This is a genomic window from Deltaproteobacteria bacterium, from assembly GCA_013151915.1.
In the GTDB taxonomy this organism is placed as follows: Bacteria; BMS3Abin14; BMS3Abin14; order BMS3Abin14; family BMS3Abin14; genus BMS3ABIN14.
Window position 1 is genome coordinate 39563 of the sequence record JAADHJ010000023.1, and the last position, 26475, is coordinate 66037.

25 protein-coding genes and 1 tRNA gene are annotated in these 26475 nt (G+C 53.6%); 15 read left to right on the top strand and 11 right to left on the bottom strand.

Going from position 1 to position 26475, the window contains the following annotated elements:
* Positions 1–26 precede the first annotated feature (26 nt).
* From dnaK to GXP52_05110, 6 genes are all read left to right on the top strand, one after another.
* Positions 27–1931, top strand: coding sequence for a molecular chaperone DnaK (gene dnaK, locus GXP52_05085; protein ID NOY86656.1), 1905 nt, complete (start codon positions 27–29; stop codon positions 1929–1931).
* Positions 1932–2164: 233 nt separating this feature from the next.
* On the top strand, positions 2165–3127 hold the full coding sequence (locus GXP52_05090; protein ID NOY86657.1) for a redoxin domain-containing protein: 963 nt from the start codon (positions 2165–2167) through the stop codon (positions 3125–3127).
* Positions 3128–3237: 110 nt separating this feature from the next.
* Entirely contained in the window at positions 3238–3543 is a 306-nt protein-coding gene (locus GXP52_05095; protein NOY86658.1) for an MTH1187 family thiamine-binding protein, read from the top strand.
* A 222-nt stretch (positions 3544–3765) separates the two neighbouring features.
* Positions 3766–3842: transfer RNA gene (locus tag GXP52_05100), tRNA-Arg, on the top strand.
* Between the two features lie 365 nt (positions 3843–4207).
* Positions 4208–4411, top strand: a complete 204-nt coding sequence (locus GXP52_05105) for a 4-oxalocrotonate tautomerase family protein (protein ID NOY86659.1) — start codon at positions 4208–4210, stop codon at positions 4409–4411.
* 55 nt (positions 4412–4466) lie between these two features.
* A complete protein-coding gene (locus GXP52_05110; protein NOY86660.1) occupies positions 4467–4985 on the top strand; it encodes an NAD(P)H-dependent dehydrogenase/reductase in 519 nt (172 codons plus the stop codon).
* A 117-nt stretch (positions 4986–5102) separates the two neighbouring features.
* Here the strand turns inward: GXP52_05110 and dinB are convergent, their stop codons facing one another.
* From dinB to GXP52_05125, 3 genes are all read right to left on the bottom strand, one after another.
* On the bottom strand, positions 5103–6275 hold the full coding sequence (gene dinB, locus GXP52_05115) for a DNA polymerase IV (protein NOY86661.1): 1173 nt from the start codon (positions 6273–6275) through the stop codon (positions 5103–5105).
* A gap of 90 nt (positions 6276–6365) precedes the next feature.
* Positions 6366–8126 carry a chloride channel protein gene (locus GXP52_05120; GenBank protein NOY86662.1) on the bottom strand — a complete coding sequence of 587 codons (1761 nt, stop codon included), beginning with the start codon at positions 8124–8126 and terminating at the stop codon, positions 6366–6368.
* Positions 8127–8335: 209 nt separating this feature from the next.
* A complete protein-coding gene (locus GXP52_05125) occupies positions 8336–8596 on the bottom strand; it encodes a hypothetical protein (protein NOY86663.1) in 261 nt (86 codons plus the stop codon).
* A 378-nt stretch (positions 8597–8974) separates the two neighbouring features.
* Between GXP52_05125 and GXP52_05130 the strand changes: the two genes are divergently transcribed.
* Positions 8975–10696 carry an NAD-dependent malic enzyme gene (locus tag GXP52_05130; protein ID NOY86664.1) on the top strand — a complete coding sequence of 574 codons (1722 nt, stop codon included), beginning with the start codon at positions 8975–8977 and terminating at the stop codon, positions 10694–10696.
* Between the two features lie 141 nt (positions 10697–10837).
* Here the strand turns inward: GXP52_05130 and GXP52_05135 are convergent, their stop codons facing one another.
* The 3 genes from GXP52_05135 to GXP52_05145 form a co-directional block, all read right to left on the bottom strand.
* Complete coding sequence (locus GXP52_05135) at positions 10838–11164, bottom strand: hypothetical protein (protein ID NOY86665.1); 327 nt, start codon at positions 11162–11164, stop codon at positions 10838–10840.
* Between the two features lie 57 nt (positions 11165–11221).
* On the bottom strand, positions 11222–11407 hold the full coding sequence (locus GXP52_05140) for a hypothetical protein (protein NOY86666.1): 186 nt from the start codon (positions 11405–11407) through the stop codon (positions 11222–11224).
* 120 nt (positions 11408–11527) lie between these two features.
* Positions 11528–13099: a Na+/H+ antiporter gene (locus GXP52_05145; GenBank protein ID NOY86667.1), complete on the bottom strand. Its 1572-nt coding sequence runs from the start codon at positions 13097–13099 to the stop codon at positions 11528–11530.
* 517 nt (positions 13100–13616) lie between these two features.
* On the opposite strand from GXP52_05145, the gene GXP52_05150 reads away from it, so the two are divergent.
* The 5 genes from GXP52_05150 to GXP52_05170 all read left to right on the top strand — a co-directional run bounded on the left by GXP52_05150 (position 13617) and on the right by GXP52_05170 (position 17542).
* Complete coding sequence (locus GXP52_05150) at positions 13617–14897, top strand: citrate (Si)-synthase (GenBank protein ID NOY86668.1); 1281 nt, start codon at positions 13617–13619, stop codon at positions 14895–14897.
* Positions 14898–15107: 210 nt separating this feature from the next.
* Positions 15108–16118: a tRNA 4-thiouridine(8) synthase ThiI gene (locus GXP52_05155; GenBank protein ID NOY86669.1), complete on the top strand. Its 1011-nt coding sequence runs from the start codon at positions 15108–15110 to the stop codon at positions 16116–16118.
* The gene (locus tag GXP52_05160) at positions 16111–16419 is read left to right on the top strand and encodes a Smr/MutS family protein (protein NOY86670.1); all 309 of its coding nucleotides are present in this window, start codon (positions 16111–16113) and stop codon (positions 16417–16419) included. Before GXP52_05155 ends, GXP52_05160 begins: the two co-directional genes overlap by 8 nt.
* Positions 16420–16563: 144 nt before the next feature.
* Entirely contained in the window at positions 16564–16929 is a 366-nt protein-coding gene (locus GXP52_05165) for a hypothetical protein (GenBank protein ID NOY86671.1), read from the top strand.
* A gap of 4 nt (positions 16930–16933) precedes the next feature.
* Positions 16934–17542, top strand: a complete 609-nt coding sequence (locus GXP52_05170; protein ID NOY86672.1) for a hypothetical protein — start codon at positions 16934–16936, stop codon at positions 17540–17542.
* 28 nt (positions 17543–17570) lie between these two features.
* Here the strand turns inward: GXP52_05170 and GXP52_05175 are convergent, their stop codons facing one another.
* Complete coding sequence (locus GXP52_05175) at positions 17571–17786, bottom strand: glutaredoxin family protein (GenBank protein ID NOY86673.1); 216 nt, start codon at positions 17784–17786, stop codon at positions 17571–17573.
* Positions 17787–17931: 145 nt separating this feature from the next.
* Here GXP52_05175 and GXP52_05180 point away from each other — a divergent pair, with 145 nt between their 5' ends.
* Positions 17932–18465: a 4Fe-4S dicluster domain-containing protein gene (locus tag GXP52_05180; protein NOY86674.1), complete on the top strand. Its 534-nt coding sequence runs from the start codon at positions 17932–17934 to the stop codon at positions 18463–18465.
* Positions 18455–20266 carry an aldehyde ferredoxin oxidoreductase family protein gene (locus tag GXP52_05185; protein ID NOY86675.1) on the top strand — a complete coding sequence of 604 codons (1812 nt, stop codon included), beginning with the start codon at positions 18455–18457 and terminating at the stop codon, positions 20264–20266. Before GXP52_05180 ends, GXP52_05185 begins: the two co-directional genes overlap by 11 nt.
* A 1-nt stretch (position 20267) precedes the next feature.
* On the opposite strand, the gene GXP52_05190 is transcribed toward GXP52_05185, so the two are convergent.
* The gene (locus tag GXP52_05190; protein NOY86676.1) at positions 20268–21050 is read right to left on the bottom strand and encodes an NYN domain-containing protein; all 783 of its coding nucleotides are present in this window, start codon (positions 21048–21050) and stop codon (positions 20268–20270) included.
* Between the two features lie 86 nt (positions 21051–21136).
* Positions 21137–22075 (bottom strand): diguanylate cyclase, encoded by a 939-nt coding sequence (locus GXP52_05195; GenBank protein NOY86677.1) that lies wholly within the window; start codon positions 22073–22075, stop codon positions 21137–21139.
* A gap of 257 nt (positions 22076–22332) precedes the next feature.
* On the opposite strand from GXP52_05195, the gene GXP52_05200 reads away from it, so the two are divergent.
* Positions 22333–23484 carry a hypothetical protein gene (locus GXP52_05200; GenBank protein NOY86678.1) on the top strand — a complete coding sequence of 384 codons (1152 nt, stop codon included), beginning with the start codon at positions 22333–22335 and terminating at the stop codon, positions 23482–23484.
* 406 nt (positions 23485–23890) lie between these two features.
* Here the strand turns inward: GXP52_05200 and GXP52_05205 are convergent, their stop codons facing one another.
* Together GXP52_05205 and GXP52_05210 are read right to left on the bottom strand one after the other, a co-directional pair.
* Positions 23891–24604: a hypothetical protein gene (locus GXP52_05205; GenBank protein NOY86679.1), complete on the bottom strand. Its 714-nt coding sequence runs from the start codon at positions 24602–24604 to the stop codon at positions 23891–23893.
* 565 nt (positions 24605–25169) lie between these two features.
* A complete protein-coding gene (locus tag GXP52_05210; protein NOY86680.1) occupies positions 25170–25832 on the bottom strand; it encodes a Fic family protein in 663 nt (220 codons plus the stop codon).
* Between the last annotated feature and the right edge of the window lie 643 nt (positions 25833–26475).

The window sequence follows — 26475 nt, forward strand, 5'->3', positions numbered from 1 at the left end:
CAATTTATAAATGGAGGATTTACGCAATGGCAAAGGTTATAGGGATCGACCTCGGCACCACCAACTCGGCGGTGGCTGTGATGGAGGGCGGCAGTCCCAAGATTATTCCCAACGAGGAAGGCGGAAGGACGACACCCTCGGTTGTCGCTATCACCAAGGACAACGAACGTCTGGCGGGCCAGGTCGCCAAGAGGCAGGCCGTAACCAACCCCCAGAATACGGTTTATTCCATAAAGCGCTTCATGGGCCGCCGGTACGATGAGGTGCCCGAGGAGATCAACATCGTACCCTACAAGGTGACGAAGGACAAATCCGGGAACGTTGCCGTTGTACTGAAAGACAAGACCTATACCCCGCCCGAAATCTCGGCAATGATCCTTCAGAAGCTCAAGAAGGCGGCCGCGGATTATCTTGGCGAAAAGGTCACCCAGGCCGTTATCACCGTGCCGGCCTATTTTAACGACAGCCAGCGACAGGCAACGAAGGACGCAGGAAAGATCGCCGGCCTCGAGGTCCTTCGTATCGTCAATGAGCCCACCGCGGCCGCGCTGGCCTACGGCCTCGAGAAGAAGGCCGACGAGAAGATAGCTGTATACGACTTCGGTGGCGGGACTTTCGACATCTCCATCCTTGAGGTGGGTGATAACGTGGTCGAGGTCAAGAGCACCAACGGCGACACCCATCTGGGTGGTGATAACATCGACCAGGTGGTTATCAATTACCTGGTGGACGAGTTCAGAAAGGACCAGGGTATCGACCTTTCCGGCGATCCCATGGCAATGCAGCGTCTCAAGGAAGCGGCCGAGAAGGCGAAAATTGAGCTGTCCACCACCCAGGAAACCGACATCAATCTTCCGTTCATCACGGCCGACCAGAGCGGACCGAAGCATCTTAACATCAAGCTCACACGGGCGAAGTTCGAACAGATGATCGAGGACCTGGTCAAGAAAACCATCGGTCCATGCAAAAAAGCCCTTAAGGACGCCGGCCTCAAACCCGGCGAGGTGGACGAGGTTGTTCTCGTAGGCGGTTCGACCCGTATTCCACTGGTTCAGAAGTCAGTCAAGGAACTGTTTGGTAAAGAGCCGCACAAAGGCGTGAACCCTGATGAGGTTGTGGCACTGGGAGCCGCGGTCCAGGCGGGCGTGCTGGCCGGCGAGGTCAAGGACGTCCTTCTGCTGGATGTGACCCCCCTGTCCTTGGGAATCGAGACCCTGGGAGGGGTAATGACGCCGCTGATCCGGAGGAACACCACCATCCCGACCCGGAAATCCGAGACCTTTACCACTGCGGAGGACAACCAGAACCAGGTTGAGATCCATGTTCTTCAGGGCGAACGGCAGATGGCGGTCGACAACAGGACCCTCGGACGCTTCCATCTCGTCGGGATTACGCCTGCGCCCCGCGGAATGCCCAAAATCGAGGTAACATTCAATATCGATGCTGACGGCATCGTCAACGTCTCCGCGAAGGACACAGCCACCAATAAAGAGCAGTCCATCAAGATCGAAGCCACGGGCGGACTTTCGGATGGAGAAATTGAAAAGATGGTGGAAAATGCCGAGGTCCACTCCGAGGAGGACCGGAAAAAGAGGGAGCAGGTTGAGGTCAAAAACCGCCTTGATTCCCTGATCTACGATGTCAACAAGAACCTCTCGGAGAACAGGGATAAGATACCCGAGGACGAGGCCAAGAACCTGGAGGAATCCCTCGACGCGGGCAGAGAAGCCCTGAAAGGGAGCGATACCGAGGAGATGAACCGCGCCATTGAGGGGATCACCCAGGCCTCGCACAAACTGGCCGAGATCCTCTATAAAGAGACCGAGGCCGCCGGAGGACCCGAGCCGGACGGATCTACCGGAGGCGAAGCCGGCACGGGAGAGGCAGGTGGCGATGAGGACGTGGTCGACGCCGAATACACGGATCAGTAAAGCGCGCGCGAAAGCTGCCGAATCTGCGTAATACATGGAAAAAATGTTATTCTCCGGAGGGCCTTACAGGTTCTCCGGAGTTTTTTTTTGCCTTTCGAAGATTTGTGAGAAAAGTGAAAATGACACTTTTCGCTTTCCGTTGAGTAAAAAGCCGTGGAAGGACTTTTTACGACCCTGTTAAACTGATATAGTAATAAAATGCCCCGCATTCATGAAGGAAAGTTGACACTATAATGCCACGAAACTCCAGGTGGCCCACGGCTTCTCTTGCCGTCATGGTCTTTATTACCGCCTCGCTGCTCGTCCCGGTGCGGGCCGAGCCCATGCGGGGCATTAATGTAGGGGACAGCATATCACCCAGGACCATCAAAACCCTGGCCGGGGAGAAGATGACAATCCCGGCGAAAGAGGGGATTACTGTCCTGGTCTACTGGGCGACATGGAACCCAAGATCCAGGCCGGCCCTCTCAACTTGGGAGAAGTACGCGGAGGAATACAAGGATCAGCCCATTACGGTTATTGCGGTTAACGCCGACCATCAGAAGATGGGAGCTGCTGAACTTCAGGCTGTGAAGGATTACATCGAGGAGAATAATGTTGGGCTTCCGGTGTATGTGGATACGGGTCTGGAGCTGTATAATGAGATCGGGGTTGTCGTTCTGCCCACAACCCTCTTTTTTCACAGCGACGGAAAGCTTGTCTTTAAGAGAGGCAGTTTTTCCACCGGCGCCCCCCTTGATCTGAAGGAGGCCTTGGAGCAGGAACTGGGTATAGGTAAATCGAAAGAGGAGGTGGAAAAGGAGAAAAAGGAGTGGGAGGCCGTCTTCAAGCCCAAGAACAACGCCCTCCTTTATTTCAACCTGGGGAAGCAGCTTGTAAAGAGGGGGATGAAAGATAAGGCCCGGGACCGCTGGATTATAGCGCTCCAGCGCGACCCCGGCTACGCCGATCCGCTGATGGCCCTGGAGGATTACTTCTTTAAGAACGGCAGGACGCCGGAGGCGGAAACGGCGCTCAAGGACCTTCTCGAAAGTAATGGCCTTGGAGCGCTGACGGACCACCTGTCCCCGGACAAGGGACCGGTAAAGGCGCCTGAGAATCTCGAATCCCCTGACTCCGGGTTGCCGGGAGGCACTCCCCATCCGGCAGGGCCTTCGGGCGTTCTGGGTGGAACATGTATGGGAGTGGCGGAGTAGGGGAGTATCGAGGAACCTGGAACTCGAGGTCCAGCGTCCAGGGACCAAGGTTCAATATTGATAGGGTCGTAAAAAGTCCATCCACATTCCTTGGATTTCGGAGGTTTGCCATGGCTATTGCAGAAATAAGCGTCATTCCCCTTGGGACGGGCAGCCCAAGCCTCAGCGGGTATGTTGCTGAATGCGTCAGAGCACTGGAGGATTCCGGGGTAACCTACACCCTGACCCCCATGGGCACCGTCATCGAGGGCAGCCTGGATGAGATATTGGATGTAGTCCGTATGCTTCACCGTGTGACCATCAATCAGGGGGCAGTCAGGGTCTACACCAAGGTTGCCATCGATGATCGCAGGGACAAGGATTCCACGGCGGAGGGTAAACTCGAGTCGGTCCGCAGCAGGCTCGCCTCCACCTGATCCACTGTCCACCATCACCAACATTGATTTGGTCGTAAAAAGTCCATTAATGGCTTTTTACTTCACGGAAAGCGAAAAGTGTCATTTTCACTTTCCTCACAAATCTTCGATTTGAGCGCCCCTCAGTGGGCGCGTTGATGACTCCTTGCGAAAGTATCAACCTGCGAAGTCATCAACCTTGACGAAAAAAAACAGTGGTGTTATGCCTCTGAAACCTTCGATGCGCGATTAGCTCAGTTGGATAGAGCGTTGGCCTCCGGAGCCAAAGGTCGGGCGTTCGAGTCGCCCATCGCGCGCCACGTATAATAAAAGAGCCCCCCCTGCAATGGGTGGGCTCTTTTTTATATTCATCCTGGAAGTGAGCACCTGATGTTTTGTCTCACGCCCGTTCGTTTCCCCCTTCGACAAGCTCCAGGTCTGTGACTCACTCAAGACGTCCCTCGACAGGCTCGGGACAGGCCAAGGACGCAAAGCAAAGAAGTGCCAAGGTTTTTATCACAGTACGGCCCTTCGCAGGCCGTTCCACAGGGTAAAGCTGAATTATTGGCTTCCGCCTTTGCTCAATTAGCTATGGTGTGACAGGATGGCGGGACAAGCGCAATGACGGGACGAAGATAAAAGTACGCATTAGCCGAATGAACTAAACTGAAAGGAAGGTTTCAGAATGCCTTATGTCAACATCAAGATCACGCGCGAAGGCGCAACCGCTGAGCAGAAGGCCAAATTAATCGAAGGAGCTACAGATTTGCTGGTCGACGTTCTTGGTAAAAATCCCGCAACTATTGTGGTGGTCATCGATGAAGTTGATACCGATAACTGGGGAATTGCCGGGAAGACGGTGACCGTGAGGCGTCGAACCGGTAAATAGGCGATGGCGTCAGGGTATGAATTGCGGTTCATCCTAACTCCGTGGAGATAACGAAATGATCAATATATTAAGGACCAGGCGGAGCGTGAGGAAGTTTGAAGACCGGATGATCGAGAGGGATAAGGTGGAGATTCTCGAGGAAGCGCTTGTGCGGTGTCCTACCTCCCGTTCCATAAACCCATGGGAATTTATCTTCGTTAACGACGCTGACACCCTTCGTAAACTCGGCCGGTCGAAAAAACACGGGTCCGAATTTCTGGCCGGAGCACCCCTGGCCGTGGTTATTCTGGGTAACACGGACAAGTCTGACACGTGCATCGAGGACTGTTCTATCGCCGCCATTACCCTCCAGTATGCAGCTGAATCCATCGGTCTGAAAAGCTGCTGGTGCCAGATAAGGATGAGACGGCACAGCGGGGGAAAGCCTGCCGGGGAGCACGTCAGGGAGGTACTGGGGATCCCCGGGCACTATCTGGTTGAGTGCATTGTCGGGATAGGGTATCCCGCCGAAAGCAGGCCACCCCACCCCCGTGAGGACCTTGACTGGGGGAAAATACGCCGTTGGGGGACGTAGTTAAGTTGTAAAGTTGTTGGAAAGTGCATCGACAATTTAATAACTTGGTTCATCCTGGGAATGTGTATCTGGCTGTTTTGTCCCGTTGAACCTTGAACGTTGGTCCAGGATACTCCATTACTTCCATATTCGCCCCTTATTCGCGGTCCCTCTTGTTACCGCGTCGGTACCGAACCGTTTCCGGATGGCGTCCACCGCGGTCTCGGCCTGACGAAGCTTTTTATTGTCAAAAGCTTTCTGGAAGAGGCCGAGCTGCTGTTCGGAATCGGTTCCATCCTCCCACAGCCGGTGGGCGGTAATACCGATCAGGCGTACCTTCCGTTCGCCGTGCCACCCGGTCCTGTCCAGCAGATCCAGAGCGTGCCTGTAAATATCACGGGTCACATCGGATGGTTGATCCATGAGCATCGACCTGGTGGTGGTTGAAAACGACTCGTCCCGAAATTTCAATGTCAGGCCGGAAGCTTTCAACTGTTTGGCCCTGAGCCTTCCGCCCACCTTGTCGCAGAGGCGAAGCAGCGTGGAGTGGATCGCCTCGCGGTCGGCGGTGTCTTTGGAAAAGGTCTCCTCGTTGCCGATGGTTTTTGGGGTGGAGTACGGGATAACCGGCCTGTCGTCCTCGCCGCGGGCGAGATGGTGCAGAGAAGCTCCATGATCCCCAAGTAGGGTACACAGGGATTTTCTATCCAACCGGGCAACGTCACCGATGGTGCGCAACCCTTTCTTCATGAGTTTTTCAGCCGTCTTTTCTCCAACCCCCCACAACCGTCTTATGGAAAGGGGGTCCAGAAAGGCTCGGGCACTGCCGGGTTCCACAACCACCAGGCCGTCGGGTTTTTCCAGGTCAGAAGCAACCTTGGCCAGGAATTTATTTTGGGCTACCCCCACGGAGGCGACAAGACCTGTTTCGCTCCTGATGCGTTCCTTGATCCGGCGGGCCATGGCCTGACCGTCGCCGAACAGACGCACCGACCCTGTGACATCCAGAAATGCCTCGTCGATGCTCAGCGGTTCCACCATATCGGTGAACTCCATGAACTTACGGAAAATCCGGTCGGAGATATTCTGATAGCGGGACATACGGGGCCGCACGAAAATCCCCGTAGGGCAGAGGCGCCACGCCCGGGAAATGGGGAGGGCCGAGTGGATGCCGAAACGGCGGGCTTCGTAGGAGCAGGCGCAAACCACTCCACGTCCTTTCCCCTCTTTGGGGTCGGCGCCTACGATGACCGGTTTTCCGACCAACCCGGGGTGGTCCATCTGCTCCACCGAGGCGTAGAACGCGTCCATATCCACGTGGATGATAATCCGTTCGGGTTTCAAATCGGCTCCTCGCGGTGAAAACACATGACATTCTTTTTCCTTTTGATGAAACGATTATCAATACCCATCAATTTCACGGTTCAACACCGCCTTATCATAAGCCGCCATCACATCCCTTTGACTGACCGTACCGATGACCTTCCTGCTGTCATTCTCGGCCACCACCGGCAGCTGGGAAATTCCGGTGCTGCCCATGTCCTGGAAGGCACGCAGAATGCTGTCCGTGGGACGTATGGTATAGATATGTATCGTTGCCACATCCCTGGCGATTACCAGACCATTGAGGGTTTCCTCCTGAAGCGTGGCCCGGATGTCGCGAAAGGATATGATTCCGGTAAGGTTGTTGTCCTTATCAATAACGTGCAGATAGGAAACGTTCTGTGTTTTCAGGGAGTTGATAACCTCATCCAAAGGCATGCTTTCCGGGATGGCCACCACATGGTCGGACATTATATCCTTCACCTTGATGGCCTGCATAATACTCTGTTCCCAACCCTGCAGAAGCCTTACGCCACGACGGGACAGCTTGAGGGTATAGATGGATCCGTGTTTCAAGGAAGAGGCGATTAACGTACTGATAATACAGGCGAACATGAGGGGAAGCATGATCTGATAACTGGCCGTCAATTCGAAGATGATAATGATGGCTGTAATGGGCGCATGTGTGGTCCCGGCAACCACCGCCCCCATGGCCACCAGGGCGTATGCGCCTGAATCACCAGTGATCATGGGAAAGAGCGTATGCACGCCCCACCCGAAAAAGCCGCCCGTCATGGCGCCGATAAACAGTGAAGGTGCGAATATCCCGCCTGAAGCGCCGCTGCCGAGGGTAATCGAGGTGGCGAGGATTTTTAAAAAGACAAGTCCCAGGAGAAACACGGCCGACAAATGATTTTTAAGCGCCAGGTTGATGGACCCATAACCCACCCCGAATACATTGGGCCAGAGCACAAGAATGCATCCGAGAAAAAGCCCGCCCAGGGCGGGCTTGAAATACTCCGGAATCTTCATCGCGTCAAAACTATCTTCGAATTTATACAGGACAACAATAAACAACAATGCGACGAACCCGGCCACGATGCCGAGGATGGGATAGAAGATGTATTCCCACAAGGAGACCAGTTTGTAGGTTGGAATGATAAAGGCCGGGAAATTACCAAAATAGTGACGCGAGACAATTGTAGCGCTTACCGATGAGAGTACAACGGGGGAAAAGGTGGAGATTCCAAAATCGCCGAGGATAATCTCCGCGGCGAAGAGCGCCCCGGCGATCGGCGCGTTAAAGGTGGCGGCGATTCCCGCGGCAGCGCCACAGCCAACGAAGGTTCTTTGCCGGAGGGAAGGCGCTCTCAGTATCTGGGCGATGGTTGATCCGATGGATGAGCCGATCTGCACCATGGGGCCTTCCCGCCCCACGGACCCGCCGGAACCGATGGTTATGGCTGAGGCCAGGATTTTGACCAGCGCCACCCTCGGGCGAATCCGCCCGCCTTTTATGGCAACGGCTTCCATGACCTCCGGCACACCGTGGCCTTTGGCTTCACGCGCCCCGAAGTAGATAAGGGGGCCAACGACCAGACCTCCCAGCGTAGGCAGGCCTATCTTCAGATAAATGGGCAGAGTTCGATGAAAGGTCAGAATATCGTTGGTGTTCTGATAAAAAAGGAATTGTGCCGCCTTGATGGCGAGGCGGCAGAGAACAGCACCGTAACCGGAGAGAAGCCCTATGATAATAGCGACTATCGAGAGATAGACCCGCTCGTTCAAATGTAATTTTCTGAGAAAAGGTAGGATTCGATGAGAAGCTTCTTTAATCATTATCCGCCGCTGGGTCAATCCAGATATTGAAGCCGCCCGTAGATTCGGGAGGGCAGCGGGCGGGCTGAGCGAAGACCCATGGATTGATGGTCGGTTGCCGTACCATCCCCATATGCTCGGATAACGTCAGGCCCGGCGGTCAAGGTCCGACTCCTTGGTCCCAAATCTGAGTCATTTTTATCCCTTTTCCCTTGTTATTCGCATACTTATCATAACATGGGATGGATAAAGATTAAACTGTCTATTGATGTTCTCGCAGGACCGATATCCGGGATGTCCATCTTTAACCTTTTCCAGCCCTGTTTTTTCTGTGTTATGATTAAAAAATGGGTCCCAAGGCAGAGCAGATCCGCATCCGGTATCTCTACAGAAGCCTTATCCTCCGTGGAGAGATCAGGGTTTCCCACAGCGCCGCCCGTAAAATAGTCGGCCCTGACTGTGCCTATCATCTTTATTCCGTTGGCCGGCACTCAAACCGGAAAACCCCTTCTGAAAACCACGGCGATAAAGATTGACTTCCCCCGCCAGGTGAAGTCAATTCGCCCGGTTCCACCCTACCAACCTTAAATCCTGGTTCATCACAACAATGCGTACCTTTATTATTTTACTGTCATTGCGAGGACCTTGAGCTTGTCGAAGGGGACGCGGCAATCCCGGGCGGAGCTTTGGACGTTGAACATTGAACGTTCTTTTCTCCAGTTGGATTTCCTGCTATCCTATCCTATCAATGTTGTGAAAAATTTCTTATACCCATGCGCGGAATCATGTATACTACATGCAAATAGTTGTCATGTATGACATGGCTGAGAAATTTTCGGGTATTCCCATTCAACGCGTAGGGGGAAATTATGCTGCGATACCATAAATTCAAGGACGAAAACGGCGATGATGTTTACCGTGTTGAATCCGAAGGATACGAAATTCTTCGTAATTCCATTCTCAATAAAGGGTCAGCCTTTCCCCTGGAGGAGCGAAAGCTTTTCAACCTCGACGGGTACCTTCCCTCCGTCGCTTCAACACTTGAAACGCAGGTGGCCAGAAGATACGAAGGATTTACCCAAAAGACCTCCGACCTTGAAAAATATATCTACCTTCGGGCGCTCCAGGACAGAAATGAGACACTTTTCTATGCCCTTCTCCTGGAACATCTCGATGAAATGGTCCCCATTGTCTACACCCCCACTGTAGGCCTCGCCTGCCAGATGTTCAGCCACATTTTCAGGTTCACAAGGGGGATATTCCTGTTCCCCGACAACATCGACCGGGTTGAGGATATTTTCCAATCCTTTCCCGACCGGAAGAACATAGAGATGATCGTGGTAACCGACTCGGAGGGAATCCTGGGCATAGGGGATCAGGGGATTGGGGGGATGGGGATTCCCGTGGGAAAATCATCCCTTTATGTCGCAGCGGCGGGAATCCATCCGGCCAACTGCCTCCCTGTCACCCTTGATGTAGGTACGAACAACGAGGAGCTTCTGAACGATCCCCTGTATCTAGGGATAAGAAGGGAAAGACTCAGCGGGGACGAATATTTTGATTTCGTGGATAAATTCGTAAAAGGAGTCAAGGAAAAATTTCCCAACGCGATCCTCCAGTGGGAAGATTTCAGCAAACAGAATGCCTTTACCCTCCTTCAGAGGTACAGAAACGAAATCCCCTCCTTTAACGATGATATCCAGGGGACGGGTGCGGTGACCTTCGCAGGGATCATAGGGGCACTGAAAATCAAGGGGGAAAAACTCACCGATCAACTGTTCGCCGTATTCGGGGCAGGCGCCGGGGGAATAGGGGTCGCCAGGCAGATCCGAACGGCCCTGATAGGGAAGGGTCTTTCAAAGGACGAGGCGGGAGCGAGGATTTACGTCCTAGACAGGATGGGAGTCGTTTTTGAGGGAAGGGAAAGGGTGGATGAGTACAAGAGGGAATTTTCCAGGAGCGCCGATTTTGCCCGGGGATGGTCCCTGGATAACCCCCGAGAGGTTTCTCTCCTGGATGTGGCCAGAAATGCCGGGATCAGCGTCCTGGCCGGTTTTTCCGGAGTGGCGGGTTCTTTCAGCGAGGAAATAGTCAGGGCCATGGCCGAAAAAGTGGACAGACCGGTAATCTTTCCTCTTTCCAACCCCACGGACAAAACGGAAGCGACCCCGGAGGACATCTACAGATGGACCGATGGAAAAGCGATCGTTTCGGCGGGAAGCCCTTTCACGGACGTGCACTACAAGGGAAAGGTTTACGTCATTGGTCAGGGGAACAATGTTTATATTTTCCCCGGAATCGGGCTGGGGGCAATCCTTGTGGGAGCAAAGATTATTACCGATGAGATGTTTACGGCGGCTGGAACTAAACTGGCCGAACTCGTATCAAAGGATTGGCTCGACGCAAATTGTGTCTATCCGCCCATTTCAGAGCTTAGAACGTTGTGCAGGGGGGTAGCAGCCGAGGTAGCCGAAACGGCCATTGAACAGGGTGTCGCGGGAAAAACGGTGGCTCCGGACATGATCGATGAGTTAGTGGAATCGAGGATGTGGGTTCCCAAATATGCCAGGCTTACAAGGGGTTCCGTTTGAAGGCTGCTCCACCAGCCTTCGCGTAAAGCTTCCGTATACGTCTTTGGGAATGAACTCCACCTTCGGCTTCAACGTGATAAATCGGCTTGGCAAGCAGGGTTTTAAAGAAGGGTTTTAAAGTAATAAATAACGGACAGGCTCCTAGTGCGGGGCAAGGACCATGTTCACTATCAAACCGGAAAGGCCGGCGATTATCGCATAGGAAATCTCAAACATGTGCAGGATCCGGTCATTTTTGGTTCCAAGCCTGTTTTTTGTGCGTACCATGATCCACGTTCCGATCAGCCCGGCCGACAACGCCACGAGGAAGGTGATCTCGGAAAGCACGTGGGTGTGGATTATTGGATCAGGCACTAAATCCAGCCAGTAGAAAACCCAACCAAAGAATCCGGCCACGGCTCCCATATCCGCCGACTCGATCAGGCTGCCGAAGAGGTCCCAATACTCCTTGTGGGGCAGGCTGTCCATAGCTGTTTATACATTATTTGGATCATCCGGGAAACGAGTACCTGGATGTGGAGTGGATCATACTCCACCATTCGTCATCGCGAACCGTATCCCGCCATCTGTCATCGCGAGCTGTAACCTATGCGAAGCGATCCCATAGCGGCCGGAGGGCGCCGGCTTTTCAGCTCCGCCCGGGATTGCCGCGTCACTCTCGTCTCCCTCGATACTCCTCGCAATGACAGCAAAATAATATAAGGTACGCATTAACTGGATGAACCCATTATTTATAGTGTCGTAAAAAGTCTATTCGTGGCTTTTTACTCCACGGAAAGCGAAAAGTGTCATTTTCACTTTCCTGATGAAGGAAACGGCAGTGGTGTTGATTCAGTCTTCAGTCGTTTCCCTGGCGGCGGTTTTTTCCAGGGACTCGATTTTTTCCAGGGATTTGTCGATGCCCGCGATAATATCCGAGGCATTTTCATGGCTCACCTCCCCCTGTACCTCCATGTCCAGCAGGGTGCTTTTCTGAAGCATGAGGATGGATCGCCTGGTCTTTTCCTCAAGGGATGACTGAACTGCAGGGGCGCGCTCCAGTTTCTCCATCCTGGCCTGAATAGTCTGGAGCTCCTCTTTCAGTTCTTCGGACAGCCTTTTGTGGATGGCCTCCGAGATCCTGCCCTCATCTTTCCTCCGGCCCAGGTCCTCTATGGCGCGCTTGAGAAGGACAGACCTGGCAACCGTGCGTTCGTACGCCTCCGTTGCCCGATCCCGGTCCGCTACGCCCAGGATACGAACCAGGGGGGCCATTGTAAGCCCCTGAACCGTGAGAGACAGAAAGACCACGCCGAACACCAGGGATACGATGTAGTCACGCTGAGCAATGGCCGGAAGACCGAGGGCGAGGGCGATGGGGATTGATCCGTGAATTCCGCCCCAATTGATGATGTGAATCCATTTTCTCGGCACCCTCTCCCCCATGAGATTCAGCGCTCCAATGAGAGGATAACAACCCACGGCCCTGGCCGCGACCACCACGAGGAAGACCGCCAGAATGGAAGGAAAAATGGCAATGAGTTCACTGGGGTGGATCCGGGTTCCGATGAGAAGAAAAATGAGGGAGTTGATGATAAAAGCGGCGATCTCCCAGAAGTTCTTGATGGCGATGCGGGTCGTCGGACTCATGGCGTAACGGGCGCCCTGGTTGCCTACTACAACCCCGCACGCGACTACCGCCATGACACCGGACACGTGCAGCGAGTGTTCCGCAACGATAAAGGAAATATACGCCAGGATAATGGTAATGAGCACCTCGAGGACGTGATCGTCAAGCCTCTTGAGGATATGAAATGCTATCTGCCCCAGGATCAGGCCTACCACAAGTCCGCCTATGACCACCTTGAAAAAGAGAAGCACCGAAGTGATCGGATTGAAGGTCCCGGAAGTAACGATGCCGGCCAGTACACCGTACAGGACGATACCGGTCCCGTCGTTGAAAACTGATTCGCCTTCCACAATCATGGAAAGCCTTCGAGGAACGCCAAGCCGTTTGAAGAGGGCGAGAACCGAAATGGGATCAGTCGGGGAAATCATGACCCCTACCAGGAGGGCTGTCGCCATGGGAAGCCCGGTTATCTTCTGGATGAGGAACCCTGACAGAAACGCCGCGATGAGAAGGCCCGGAAGGGCCAGGATGCCGATGGGGCGGAGGTTTCTTTTCAGGCCGGTAAGCTCGAAGTGTATCGCGCCCTCAAACAGGAGGGGAGGTAGAAAGACGAACAGGATGAGTTCCTGGGTGAGGAGGTATGGACTGACGCCGGTTATGCCGACCAGCAATCCGCCGATCACCAGGGCAATGGTGTATGGCAGCCGAACATATTTCACCGCTACCGCTATGCCTGCGGCAATGGTAAGCAGGGTAAAAAACTGGATCTCAGGTACGATGAATGTTTGTTCCATAAAGGGGAATCTCCGCCCTGCTAACCTTGACAACCTCGCAAGAAGTCTCTTGGAATCTTTTCCTCCGGCTCCAATCGGCTCATGTACTTCCTCCTGATCGTAAAACCGTCAGGTATCAACCCCGGTTTTTAGAGGTAAGCACAGGAGATGGCGGCCGTCAAGATTGATGACTTTGCAAGGGAAGTAAAAATGACATTTTTCGCTTTCCGTGGAGTAAAAAGCCATGGCTGGACTTTTTACGACCCCCTCAAGATATGGTTTTGCCAAAAACCTGTAAAAAAAATCACTACTCGGCCAAAAAACTACTTGCGCTCAGGTTATGATATACTGTATTTTGTATACAGGATGTTTATGTAGGTGTGATAGGGAGTAAAAACGTCCGTTTGTTACCACATATATCGGTTCATCCTGAATTTTCTCGAGGATAATGGCCCTTAATTTTCGGTGTAATCATCGTACCGTATTTTAGGGGCATTCAGAAAACCGTAACAGTTACCTACGGCAAAGGAGAAAGAAAATGGCAGGCCTAAAGGAGAAATTCGCAAGCCAGATCCCGGGTCTCCGGGATGAAGTCCGAACCCTTGTAAAAACCCGTGGGGATGTCGTCCTTTCGGAGGCCACTGTAGCCATGGCCTACGGGGGAATGCGGGGTATCAAAGGGATGATCTGTGACACCTCCGTTGTTGAGCCGGACCAGGGGCTTATTATCCGCGGCATTCCCCTGGGCGAGCTGACCGACAGGATCCCCGAGGAGATCTTTTTTCTCCTTGTCACAGGCGAACTCCCCAATGCGGAGGAACTGGCCGACCTTCAGAAGGAATTGACCGCGAGGGCAAAAACCCCCTCCTACGTGTGGGACGTGCTCGAGGCCATGCCCGATGACTCCCACCCCATGGCAATGCTCAGCGCTGCAATCATTTCCATGCAAAAGGAGTCCCAGTTCGCCAAGGCCTATGCCGCGGGAGTCAAGAAAACGGAGTATTGGGAGTCTACTATGGAGGACTCCCTGAATCTCCTGGCGGTGCTTCCCGAAATTGCGGCAGGAATCTACCGGATGAGGTTCAAAAAAGGGCCGCGTATCGCACCGGATCCCAACCTTGATTGGGGCGGCAACTACGCCAGGATGCTGGGTGTCCCCGACCCGGAAGGTAAGCTTGCCAAGCTGCTCCGGCTCTACCTGACCCTGCACAGCGATCATGAGGGGGGCAATGTCAGCGCCCATGTGTGCCACACGGTGGGGTCCGCCCTGTCCGACGCCTATTATGCAGTTTCCGCCGGCCTCAACGGCCTGGCAGGCCCCCTCCACGGCCTGGCCAACCAGGAGTGCCTGAGTTTCGTCCTCAAGATGATGGAGAAATTCGGAGGTGTGCCCACAGATGAACAGGCTACCGAATATTGCTGGGACAACCTGAACGCAGGCAAGGTGATTCCCGGATACGGCCATGCCGTCCTGAGGGTTACAGATCCCAGATACACCGCCCAACTGCAGTTCGGGAAAGATAATATCCCGGAGGATCCGGTTTTCCAGACGGTTGAGAAGCTCTTCAGACTCGTACCGGGCATCCTCAAGGAGCATGGTAAGGCCAAGAACCCGTGGCCCAATGTGGACGCGGGCTCCGGTGCACTGGTCTATCATTTCGGGATTAGGGAATTCAGCTACTACACCGTCCTGTTCAGCGTATCCCGCACCATGGGAATGACCTCTCAGCTTATCGTAAACAGGGCTCTGGGCGCACCTATTGAAAGGCCGAAATCAGTCTCCACCAAGTGGATCCAGGATTTTGTAGCCAAACAGTAGCGCCGGCGATTATTCAAACAAAAAAGCCCCGTGCCGGCGACCCGGCACGGGGCTTTTTTGTCTCCCGTGTGGGCAATGCCGCCATACCCTGACTCCCTGACGCTGTCATGCCCTGACGACCTGAGGCATAAGCACCCCTTGACTAGGTGTCCCGCATGTTGGACTATATGGAAGGGAAAGAAACGGTTTACTTCAGGCAGGAGAGTCGAGTTGAGCCTTATTGGGAAAAACAGCGCTGGAAATGTCCGCGGCATAGGTCTTCTATCGGGGGGGCTGGACAGTATGCTTTCTGCCATGGTCCTCATGGATCAAGGGATCGAGGTTATTGGACTTACCTTCCAAACTCCCTTCTTCGGCAGTGCGAAAGGGGAGTACGCTGCAAGGTCCCTGGGGATCCGTCATGTCATCCTGGATATCACCGATGAGCATCTGGTCATGGTTAAAAACCCCTCCCACGGATATGGCAAAAACATGAACCCATGCATAGACTGCCACGCCATGATGTTCAGCAAAGCGGGTGGACTTCTTGAGAAAATGGGAGCGGATTTTCTCTTTTCCGGAGAGATACTTGGGCAAAGGCCCATGTCACAGAACGCCGGCGCGCTGGCCATTGTTGAGAGCACCTCCGGATGTGAAGGACTCATATTAAGACCCATGTCCGCCAGGCTCCTCCCTGAGACGGATGTGGAAAAGGCAGGGCTTGTTGACCGTTCCAGGCTTCTGGATATTCAGGGACGTTCCCGAAAACGACAGATGGAAATGGCAAGGGCGTTCGGCATCCATGAATTTCCGTCACCGGCCGGAGGGTGTTTGCTGACTGATCCCGGGTTTTCCCTTCGACTCAAGGATCTTTTCGACCACAACCCGGATGCCACACCCCTTGACGTCAAACGGCTGAAGGTTGGAAGGCACTTCAGGATGCCCGGTGGAAGCAAGGTGATCATTGGGCGACACCATGCCGACAACGAGGAACTGGAGAGTCTTTTTTCTTCCGGCGATTATGATCTGAGGGTGGATGATATCCCCGGTCCGATAACCCTTGTGGAGGGGACCGCCCTGCCTGATGAGATAATCCTCGCGGCCTCCTTTACGGTGCGCTACAGCAAGGCGGTTGAGCTGGGTCATGCACCTGTGAGGGTTAAGGCCCCTGATGGTACAGAAAAAATCCTGGATTCATCTGCGGCCGAGGGGGACCTGATCGAGAGGTTCCGTATTGCCTGAAGATTTTAAAGCGCCCAAGGGGGAGGAAAAATTCCCCGGTATTGCGAGGGTTCCAGTTGACGGTGTTATCGATCTCCATGCATTCAAACCGTGCGACGTGAGCAGCGTCGTTGAGGAATACATCAACGCCTGCAGGGAACAGGGAGTTTTCGAGGTCAGGATCATCCATGGCAAGGGAAAAGGGGTCCTCAGGGATACCGTCCGGAAGCGCCTGGCCCGTATGCCCACTGTAAGGGGCTTCAGAAATTCAGATGAATCCGGCGGGGGATGGGGCGCCACTGTAGTAGATCTTGTCAAATGAGCTTGTTGGATCCACTGTTCTTGGGTATCATGTAGTGAAGGAAATATACTGCAGGAATACGGGGCTTTGGTAAAGGCGGTATTAACAGGCTCTGAGGATTGATGTGATGGATTTTGAATCCAAAGAGTAGCAGGGGGGATGGAAATGGTCTGGTTTCTTTTTGTCGTGTCGGTTCTCTGGATTGCCATCGGTAGCGCCATGGTTCTCCATACCCAAAAGGTAAAGGGATTTCTCCAGTGGTTTGCTGAGGAGGCCAATCTGAAGATATGGGGAGGTTCCATCGCTGTCTTTGGCGTTTTGCTGACCATAGCCTCCTTCTGGAGCGGTGTGGTCTGGTTCCTTTTTCTTCTGGGCATACTGATTGTCGGGAAAGGGGTCTTCTTCCTGGTAGGTAATGAGCAGACGGTCCGGGCACTGATCACCACATGGCTGGGCATTTCGGAGATGGGACTGCGGTTGTGGGGGTTGATTTTCGTAGTTACCGGGGCGGCGATTTTCGCCTGGATCTGATTTGATGTCCATTGAGCCCACGAAATATATTTCCATCTTCCCGGAATATCCCATGGGTGTATTCGGCTACGAGGAGATCAAAAGATACCGCCGGAAGGTTCTTCACGCCAAGATCGAGGGAGAGGGACTGATAAGGATTCTGAACGGGCCGTCGAAAATTATCAAAACGGTGGACGGTCACCACGTCAACAAGGATTTTATCGTAGGAATAAGAGATTACGTGTGTCCCCACAGCACCAAGTCGGAAAGGGCCAGATACGAAAGACGAAGCCAGGTGAACCTTTATGTTTCCATGGAACTGGTTACACTGGAGAAAATCTCGGGGGTTGTTGCGGTGAGGAAGATCGCCGAGGATGTTGAAATGTGCCTGGAAAGGGCACTGATCCCTGCCCAGCGCCATGATTTCATGGGAGTTCTCACGGACTGGAATACGACGGAGAAGCTTGACACACTGATTGACCCGAGCGTTATCGAGGTGTTTGACCAGGCGAAGCTCAATCACTCCTTCCTGGCGGTGAACAAAAGCCTGATAAAGAGTTTTGTGCTGGTGAGGAATATAGGGTCGGAACCTGTGGAGTCGATCCTGGTGCCGCCCGTTAAAGGACCTGGTTAAACCGGCGCCCGCCGGTTATCTAGACCCCTCAGGTGCCCCCGTAGCCGACCGTTACCTTTCCATGGTCAACGATGAGGGGAACACTCCTGTTCCCGCCCCCGATCTTCAGCATTTCGTCGAGAAACCGGGGATTGGACTGTACGTCACGATAATCCACCTCCACACCCTTTGCCCTGTAGGCCTCACGGGCCTTATTGGTGTAAGGTCACGTGGATTTTCCGTAGATCAGGATTGTGTCGCCCATGATTTTTCTCCCTGTCATGGCCTGGACTTCGGCAGTTCCGACATCCAAAGGCTGGAATACGGAACACGGATTCTGTTTTCTCCATTATAGCTTATCATTGTTGATATGGTCGTAAAAAGTCCATCCCCATCGTACGGAGGTCTCCATGCAGTTGACTGTTATTCCTGAGAGATGTTCAGGATGCAAGGTCTGCGAACTCGCCTGCAGCGTCGGGCGGGAGGGTGTCAATAATCCCAAGAAAAGCAGGATGAGGGTAATGGTTCTCTACCCCCACCCTGTTATACGGATACCCATCGTGTGCAGGCAGTGTGGGGTGCCGAAGTGCGGTGAGAACTGCCCGACCCACGCCATCTATCGTGAGAATGGTATTGTGCGGCTGGACGAGGAAAGGTGCATCTCGTGCAATCAGTGTATTACGGCCTGTCCATTCGGCGCAATGTTCCTGCACGAAGATCTTGATCGGCCCCTCAAGTGCGACCTCTGCGATGGCGCACCGTTGTGTGTGGATGCCTGCCCCAAGGAGGCGTTGAAGTTCCATCCTAAACATATCATGGGCCAGGCACACCGGCTCTCTACCGCAAAGCACTACGCCAGGATGAGCAAGGTGGAGTATATGGACGGAGGTCAGAAGAAGGTCCTCCATTATACGAGAGAAAAGGGCAAGAAGGATGAAGCTTAAGGGCGGGTACTTTTTTAAAATTCTGGAGGTTGATCTTTCCCGGGGCGAGTCGTCCATCCGACCCGTCGATGAGGACTTCGCACTCCAGTACATAGGTGGCCGCGGGTTCGGGGCCCGTCTGGTGGCCGATAACGTAAAAAATACCCGCAGACGGATTAACCCTCTTGGTCCGGAAAACATCCTGGTCGTTGCCCCAGGGCCCTTTACGGGTCTGTATCTACCTGCCTCTGGAAAGAACTCTTTCGTCACCCTCTCCCCGGCGACCGGGATCTACGGCGACAGCAGCATGGGGGGCGTTTTCGGCGTGGAATTGCGCCAGGCGGGTTACGACGCGGTGGTACTTCGGGGCCGGGCCCCGGAGCTTTCGGCCCTGATCATCGAGGATGATCGTGTCAGGATCATCCCCATACCGGAGGCCGGGGGAAAAACCACCATCGAGACGGAAGCTTTGGTCCGCGGGGTGACAGGTGACGAGGATATGAAAATCGCTTCCATCGGTGTGGCCGGAGAGAACGAGGCCGTTTTCTCCTGCGTCAACGCAGACTGGAGCAGGAATGCCGGCCGCATAGGCATCGGCGCGGTGATGGGGTCGAAAAACGTAAAGGCCATAGCCGTGCGCGGGTCCAGGGACCTGCCCGTTCATGATCTCGATGCTCTGATTGGGATATCCCGCGAGGGCTATGACCTGCTGAAGTCCCATGAGCTTTTCCGGTTCTGGCAGCAGCAGGGCCTCATGTCGGTGATCGATTATGCCAACTCCATGGGAATTCTGCCAACGAGGAATTTCCAGGAAACCTCCTTCGATCGAGCTGAAAAGATGAACGGCTACGTCATGGAAGACCGCTACAAAATCGGCGACACGGCGTGCTTCGGATGCTCGATGTCGTGTGGAAATGTCTGCCTGGTCAAGGAGGGCAAATACCGGGGTACGGTGACCGAGGGACCGGAGTATGAGTCTGCCGCGATGCTCGGGAGCAACCTGGGGGTTTCCAACTTCGCCTGCATCCTGAAGGCCAACTCCCTTTGCGACGACCTGGGACTCGACACGATTTCATCGGGGTCCATTGTAGGCGCCATGATCGAGGGCCAGGAAAAAGGGGTCGTGACGCCCGAAGATCTTGACGGCATGCTGCTGTCCTGGGGTGATGAGGAGACGATCCTGCAGCTCATTGAAAAGATAGCGCACCGAGACGGCGTGGGCGACACCCTTGCAGGAGGGGCGAGGGCCATTATCGCCAGGTGGCCGGGGCTGGATGGGATACTGTCCCATGTCAAGGGGCTTGAACAGTCGGCCTACGATGCCAGGGCGGCCATCTCCATGGCGCTGGGGTATGGGACCTCAGATATCGGCGCCCATCACACCAGGTCGTGGACAGTTGCTTCCGAACTTGAGAACGGCACCGGCTGGGGGTTCAAGGAAAAGGCGGATTTCGTCATCTACCATCAGACCATCCGGCCCCTCTTCGACATGCTGGGGGTCTGTCGCCTTCCCTGGATCGAGCTGGGTTTTCCCGAGGAGTATTACCAGAGGTTCTACACGGCCGTCACCGGGGTGGAGAGGTCCATGGAGGACCTGTCCCGGTGCTCCAACCATATCTTCAATCTGACCCGCGCCATCAACGTCCGGCTCGGCATCGGTCGCAAGGACGACTATCCGCCCAGGCGCACATTTGATGACCCTGTGCCGTCAGGACCCCGGAAGGGGAGTGTAGTGTCCAGGGAAGATTACGAGAAGATTCTGGATATCTACTATAGGCAACGGGGGTGGAGCGAGGAAGGAATCCCGCCCTTGTCCCTGTAGATTACCTGTTTCCAGCCTGCTCCTTGCCGAACCCGATCACGATGTAAGACCCGCTCCTCTCATCCGTCCTGAGCCTGATAAGCCCATGTCTTTCGGCGTCCTCGAGCAGTTCGCTGAATGTTCGGTATCCGTAGGTGGACTCGGAAAAAGCCGGTCTCTTCCGTTTCATGGTCTCCTTCACCATTGAGGACCAGAGGATCTCCTTGTTTTCCCTTACCAGCGCGATGATGGAATCCGCCAGAAGCTGTAAGACCTCCTTGCGCTGTTTGGGTATGGATGCCCCCAGTTTGGGGGGGATTCCTACGGGATTATCCAGCTCCTCGTAAAAGATGAACTCGTCGCAGTTGTCCGTGAGAAGGGCGGATGCGGAATCCTGCAGGCTTAAGCCTATGACCCTCTTGCCGTTTTCCTTGAGTTTGGAAACGAGCGGTGAAAAATCGGAATCACCCGAAACGATGACAAACGTGTCGATATGTTCCTTTGCCCAGGACAGGTCCAACGCGTCGACCACCAGGCGGATGTCGGCCGAGTTCTTGCCGACCATCTGTCTTTTGGGAATTTCGATCAGTTCAAGCCCGGCCTCGTGGAGGCTGTGCTTGTACTCCGCATAGCGGGTCCAGTCCGCGTAGGCCTTCTTAACGACGATCTTTCCTTTCTCGACCAGGCGTTCCACAACCTTTTCGATGTCGAACTTCTTTCCCTTCATTTTTCCTTTGAAACCGAGCGCTATATTCTCGAAATCGACAAATACCGCCAGTGTGTGTCCATTGTCATCATGTGCCATTCCGTTTTCCTCTTTTTCTCATGTAATCATCATGTTCAACCGGTATCTCGGGAATCTGCGATGTCGGCCGATCCGTCTTGCGGTCATCAATCCGTGGAGTCGGGATCTCTCATCTTTTCCATATCCTGGTCCCAGACCTTGACCCTGTTCTTCCCATGTTCCTTTGCATAGTACATTGCTGCGTCCGCCCTCCTGATCAAGTCGTCGGGAAATCTCAGATTCGCCTCGGGGAAGGAGATTACCCCTACAGAAACAGTGATGCCCGCTTCCTGAAGGGCGGCCCTCAGCCTTTCTGCAAAATACGCGGCCTGCTTCGATTCTACCTTAGGGACGATGATGGTAAATTCCTCTCCGCCGAACCTGGAGATGATATCCGACGTCCTGGAAAGCCGCTTCAGGATCTCCGAAAGGGTCATTAAAATCTGGTCCCCATACTGGTGGCCGTGAAGATCGTTGAATTTCTTGAAGTCGTCAATATCGAGCAGGATCAATGAAAGGGGAACATCATATCTTTTTGACCTGTAGAACTCCTTTTCCATGACGGCCATGAAAAAACGCCTGTTGTAAAGGCCGGTGAGATAATCCCGGATCGCCAGGTCCTTCATCTCTTCGTGCGCGATCTCCAGTTCTCTCGTGAAGGTCCGGAGCACGTCGGACCGGGTGACGATGCCGATAAGGGCGCCATCCTCGTTCAGGATGGGAAATCGGCGATACCCTTGTTGGCGCATGAGCTGTACGGCTTTCTCCAGGGTAACATCGGTGGTCAGCGTCTCGACGGGAGAGGACATGGCGTCAGAGGCATTGCTTCCCATCAGGTCTCCCCCCTTCCGGGAGATAGTCCGCACCAGATCCCTTTCGCTGATGATCCCCAGGATCTTCTTTCCATCCATGACCAGAACGCAGGATATTTTCCTTTTCCTCATCATTCTGCACACGGTGACAAGGGGCGTGAGTGGCGATACCGTCGCCACGTTTGAGGTCATGACGTTGCGAATCTGAACAGGGTGTTCTCTCTTAACAGGCATGGCGCGCACCAAATGATCCACACGGGTCACGGTGTGGGAAAGGAATGTTGTGATCCCTGGGGAATGGAAGGGAAAAAAGGCAGGATTTTTGCAGTGTTACCCCCATGTTGACGATCTTAAGCAACTAAAGTACCCTTTTTAATGTTAAAGTGACAAATATCGTCCCATAAAGTGGGAAAATCTTTTGTTTGTCAAGGACAGAATCCGGTTGATCCGTTTTTCTACCGGCTATTATGGCCACGAAGGAGGAAAAAGCGATGAAAAAGAATATTATTTTTCTGATGGCGGCACTTCTGATATTGGGAGTCGGGTCCGCCGCCCACGCCTTCCCCTTTCCCTATACCGATGTCCGCGCTCTGGGTATGGGAGGTGCTTACGTTGCCGGCGGTTCGGGCATTTCGGCCGTGAACTATAATCCGGCGCTTCTTGCAAAAGGGGGCCATCTGGAACTGGTTGTGCCGGTCGCCACCGTCCGTGTCGATGACCACATCGGCATCCAGGACAAGCTCGACAGCATCGACGCCCTGTTAGGCGGACAGGATCTTGCTACCTGGGCTGCCGGGGCATCCTCAGCGGACCTGGCTGCCATGGACAACCTCATCATCTCCCTGGACCAGCCGGGAAAAAACTCTGTTGACGCCGAGGTGTATGGCGGGGCAGCCGTGGCTCTGAAGGCCTTTGGCCTCATGGTGGGTGTGGGATATTCCGATCTCATCGACGCTTCCGTTATCACCGCCATGGATACATCTAATATATCCACAGCCGCTGATTATCTCAACAATTCATCAACCCTCGAATTCAAGGGTATTGACGCCCGTCAGCTGGTCTTTTCCGCCGCCCGGGAGTTTTCCGGCTTCACCCTGGGAGCCAACCTCAGGCAGATCAACGGAAGCAGCTATTTCAACACCGTTTCCGCCTTCAATAACTCAGGAAATATCGACCTGGACACGTTAAAGCAGAGCGAACACGATTATACCGCTACGGCCCTGGACGTTGGTTTTCTTACCAGCCTGACGCCCCTTGTGGACGTCGGGATCGTTGCGCGGGATCTCGTGGCCCCGAAAGCCGAGTTTTTCGACGGGTCCACTTATGAGCCGGATACACGGTACCGGGCGGGTGTCTCCATAAACATGGCGCTTCTGCATGTGGTGGGGGACTTCGATCTGTCCACCACGGAGAGTTTCTCGGGGGCGAAGTTCCGGGAGATGGCGGTTGGAGCCGAACTGGCACTCCCGGTCCTTAAGCTGAGGGGCGGGTTCAGCAAGAACATGGCCCTGGATGGGGCGCCTGAGGTCCTTCACCTGGGCGTCGGGTTCAGCCTTCTCGCCGTCAAGATCGATCTTGGCGGGGCCTTCGATACCGACAGCCGGAACATGGTGGCTGGTGCCAGCCTGAGGTTCAAACTGTAGGGGATTGCGGCAGGGTACATAGTTTTACCACAGTACAGCCGCTTGCAGGCTGCTCCACAGGGTTTTACGGAGAAAATCTTAAAACTTTGGGTTAAGGAGCGGCTCACCGCAATAAGGCGCATTGGTTTGTCGGGGAGTTTGAAGGGTATGATGTATTCTATCCTCTCACCCAACCGCTCTCTGGTCGGAGCGGGATTTCCTTGAAATCGGCTGGTTATCCTTGCACCCTGGATCAAAGTTCACTTTCATCCAGGGCAACAAGGATCAACAGCAACTTGGGTGAGGGGAGTCGCTTTCCTCCATCCCCTTCATCCCTGTTAAATCAGCACTGCCTTATCCATTCTCTTCGTTCTGTTCCCCGTGTCTGTTTTTCTCCTCTCTGGACTCTGGACTCTCGACTCTGGACTCAAACCAGGGTCTCGTACCCGAGAAGCTGTTCCTTCCGGATCTTCTCACGGGGAACCCTGAGTTCAACGAGAAAGCTCTCCAGGGCAGAAACCATGGGAGGAGGGCCGCAGAGGAAGATGGTTCGGGCCGCCTCGTCGTCCGTCACGAGGCCTTCGATCAACTCAGGGGTGATAAACCCTGTGGGGCCTTTCCAACCCTTCGGCGGGTCCTGGAGAATATGGACCAGCTCAAATAAAGGGTTTTCCTCCCGCATCCTTTCCAGCTCTTCCCTGAAGGCTATCTCCTCCAGGCATTGATTGGCGTAGAAAAGGACGCGTTCCTCCGGGACCTCCGTATCCTCCAGGTAGCGCAGGATGCTCCTGACGGGGGTAATTCCGATCCCCCCCGCGATAAACACCACCGGGCCGTTTCCACCCCTGTAGGTAAGCTGCCCTGCAGGGCCCGCGAACGCGACCCCGCTTCCCTTCACCACGCGGTCCATGACGGCGCTGTAATCCGATGAGGATATCCTCTTGGTGACCTCAAGGAACGGTTCCGACGGGGAGGAGGAGAAGGAGAGCGGTTTGGACAGGTCGGACTCGTCGGGCAGCGGTGTGAAGATGTTGTACTGCCCCGGCTCGTACCCGAAGCCGTCCGGCTTCCGGAACCTGATGCTCTTGCTGGCAGGGGTTCTCCGGATGACCTCGATGACCTCGGAAATGTGCTTTTTCATGGGGACATTATGACCACATTGCTCATGCAGGGTCAATGGGGGGCAGGACCATGGTTCAACGTTCAATGTTCAACGTGATGAAACAGGTCCAACGTTCAACGTGATGAAACAGTCCAGAGTCCAGAGAGAGGAAAAGTAGGTCATAAGCGAGGGATGAATAAGGCGGTCTTACAGGGATGAAGGGGGTGGAGGGGATCAAAACAGGCTTCCTCTTCGACTTGGACACGGTCCCTGCTTTTGGTGTAATTTCTATCTTATGCCCTTGTCCAAGTTTTGGAGGCCACCTTTAACAGGCAAAGAGGGACCAAAATGGGAAAACCTTGAGGATATGAGGTTTTGCCCCAGGAGTTGCCGGGTGCTTAATCAAATGGTGTTGCAAAGGTGGAAATATGGTAGAATAAAATCATGAAAAAGAAGCCATTATCTCAGACAAATCCTTACCTGAGGGACAAGAAACTTTACGAGAAGGATCTTGTTACTAATATATCCAGTTCAACAGCAGTTGAATTGGGAAGCTTGACGCCATCATTGAAAAGATCTCTCAATTCTGCCATCGGAGGATCAGCTAAATCCTCTTCGCGCGGCCGGAAAGAGTCCGGTTAATTACCTGTTTGAATATCTCTTCCATCGGTTCATAGTTCCTGTCAAATCCCGCTTTAATTGCTGCGTAATAATTTTTTCGATCGTCTTTCAACATTGGTTTGAAATCGAGAAGCGGCATGTTGGCCTGCAGCGCCATCAGGGTGGAAAGAAGCCTGGCAATCCTGCCGTTTCCGTCTCGAAAAGGGTGAATCAGGATAAGTTCCGTATGAACCTCTGCGAGGGCTTTTGTAATCAGGTCAGTTGAGTCAAAGTTGCAAGGGGTTTGTTTCTCCAGAACATTTTTACCGAATTCATCCATTAATTTAGGAATTTGCGCAGCTGTGGCGTAAGTTATTCCCTCGGAACTCATGTTGACCTGCCTGTAACTTCCAGCCCATTTGTAGATGTCACAAAGCCAGAGTTTATGAATGTCTCGAATATCTTCAAGGGAGAATTGATGAGCTTCATCATAAATATCTTTGACTTTATCAACGGTTCTCTCTAGCGCGAGGGTTTCAGTTCTGTCCATCTCGGGTTTGCTGGTTATGCCAAGTAGATTCTTGAGGACTCGATTAATGGAACCCGGTTCAAATTGGGCCTCAACAAGTCCTGAAACATCATATCTGTCCTTATTTCTGTCAGTCATAAAGTCTTTAATTGGTGTGAAGTGTCTTCATCTAGTCCTTGAGTACCAACGATAAGTTCAGTTGACACGGCTTTGTATCATATTTCCGGTTATCAAATTATTATACTCCCAATCACTTTCAATTCAAAATGCGCAAAGAGTTTTCCATTATGATGTGGAAAATATCGCTCTTTCTTCGAACGTCCAAAGTCCAACGTGATGAAACAGGTCCAACGTTCAACGGGATAAAACAGTCCAGGGTCCATCCGACTTCGCTCTTACGAGCTATGTCGTGACAGGGAGTCCAGAGTCCAGAGAAGAGAAAAGCTGACGCGGGGACCGGTCTTCGCAAAAGCTTCGACCCGGCAAGCATGGAAACACCGGCGCATTAAGGTATCGAAGAACCTTGAACGTTGAGCGTTGAATCTGAATCCCAGCCCCCCGGGTGCCCCGAAATCAAACGTGCGAAAAATATCGTACATTATCCGGATTACACCTTGGTTACATCTCAAGGATCATCATAAGACTGAGAAAAGGTTGAAGGGCGAGAACGAACCCCACGGTTTTGCATTGGTCGGACGACCTTGAAGCTCGCTGTAGATGCCGGTCAACTTGTGGACAGGCAGAACGGGGAGAATCTCCTCCCGGAAAAGGCGCCATGTTC

Excerpts from the sequence above, each read along its gene's own strand:
- GXP52_05200 (NOY86678.1), top strand. The coding sequence starts at position 22,333 with ATGAAAAAGAATATTATTTTTCTGATGGCGGCACTTCTGATATTGGGA.
- GXP52_05170 (NOY86672.1), top strand. The coding sequence starts at position 16,934 with ATGTCCATTGAGCCCACGAAATATATTTCCATCTTCCCGGAATATCCC.
- GXP52_05180 (NOY86674.1), top strand. The coding sequence starts at position 17,932 with ATGCAGTTGACTGTTATTCCTGAGAGATGTTCAGGATGCAAGGTCTGC.
- GXP52_05105 (NOY86659.1), top strand. The coding sequence starts at position 4,208 with ATGCCTTATGTCAACATCAAGATCACGCGCGAAGGCGCAACCGCTGAG.
- GXP52_05110 (NOY86660.1), top strand. The coding sequence starts at position 4,467 with ATGATCAATATATTAAGGACCAGGCGGAGCGTGAGGAAGTTTGAAGAC.
- GXP52_05090 (NOY86657.1), top strand. The coding sequence starts at position 2,165 with ATGCCACGAAACTCCAGGTGGCCCACGGCTTCTCTTGCCGTCATGGTC.
- GXP52_05185 (NOY86675.1), top strand. The coding sequence starts at position 18,455 with ATGAAGCTTAAGGGCGGGTACTTTTTTAAAATTCTGGAGGTTGATCTT.
- GXP52_05195 (NOY86677.1), bottom strand. The coding sequence starts at position 22,075 with ATGCCTGTTAAGAGAGAACACCCTGTTCAGATTCGCAACGTCATGACC.
- dinB (NOY86661.1), bottom strand. The coding sequence starts at position 6,275 with ATGGACGCGTTCTACGCCTCGGTGGAGCAGATGGACCACCCCGGGTTG.
- GXP52_05135 (NOY86665.1), bottom strand. The coding sequence starts at position 11,164 with ATGGACAGCCTGCCCCACAAGGAGTATTGGGACCTCTTCGGCAGCCTG.
- GXP52_05210 (NOY86680.1), bottom strand. The coding sequence starts at position 25,832 with ATGACTGACAGAAATAAGGACAGATATGATGTTTCAGGACTTGTTGAG.
- GXP52_05095 (NOY86658.1), top strand. The coding sequence starts at position 3,238 with ATGGCTATTGCAGAAATAAGCGTCATTCCCCTTGGGACGGGCAGCCCA.
- GXP52_05130 (NOY86664.1), top strand. The coding sequence starts at position 8,975 with ATGCTGCGATACCATAAATTCAAGGACGAAAACGGCGATGATGTTTAC.
- dnaK (NOY86656.1), top strand. The coding sequence starts at position 27 with ATGGCAAAGGTTATAGGGATCGACCTCGGCACCACCAACTCGGCGGTG.
- GXP52_05145 (NOY86667.1), bottom strand. The coding sequence starts at position 13,099 with ATGGAACAAACATTCATCGTACCTGAGATCCAGTTTTTTACCCTGCTT.
- GXP52_05165 (NOY86671.1), top strand. The coding sequence starts at position 16,564 with ATGGTCTGGTTTCTTTTTGTCGTGTCGGTTCTCTGGATTGCCATCGGT.
- GXP52_05205 (NOY86679.1), bottom strand. The coding sequence starts at position 24,604 with ATGAAAAAGCACATTTCCGAGGTCATCGAGGTCATCCGGAGAACCCCT.
- GXP52_05190 (NOY86676.1), bottom strand. The coding sequence starts at position 21,050 with ATGGCACATGATGACAATGGACACACACTGGCGGTATTTGTCGATTTC.
- GXP52_05150 (NOY86668.1), top strand. The coding sequence starts at position 13,617 with ATGGCAGGCCTAAAGGAGAAATTCGCAAGCCAGATCCCGGGTCTCCGG.
- GXP52_05140 (NOY86666.1), bottom strand. The coding sequence starts at position 11,407 with ATGCGTACCTTATATTATTTTGCTGTCATTGCGAGGAGTATCGAGGGA.
- GXP52_05120 (NOY86662.1), bottom strand. The coding sequence starts at position 8,126 with ATGATTAAAGAAGCTTCTCATCGAATCCTACCTTTTCTCAGAAAATTA.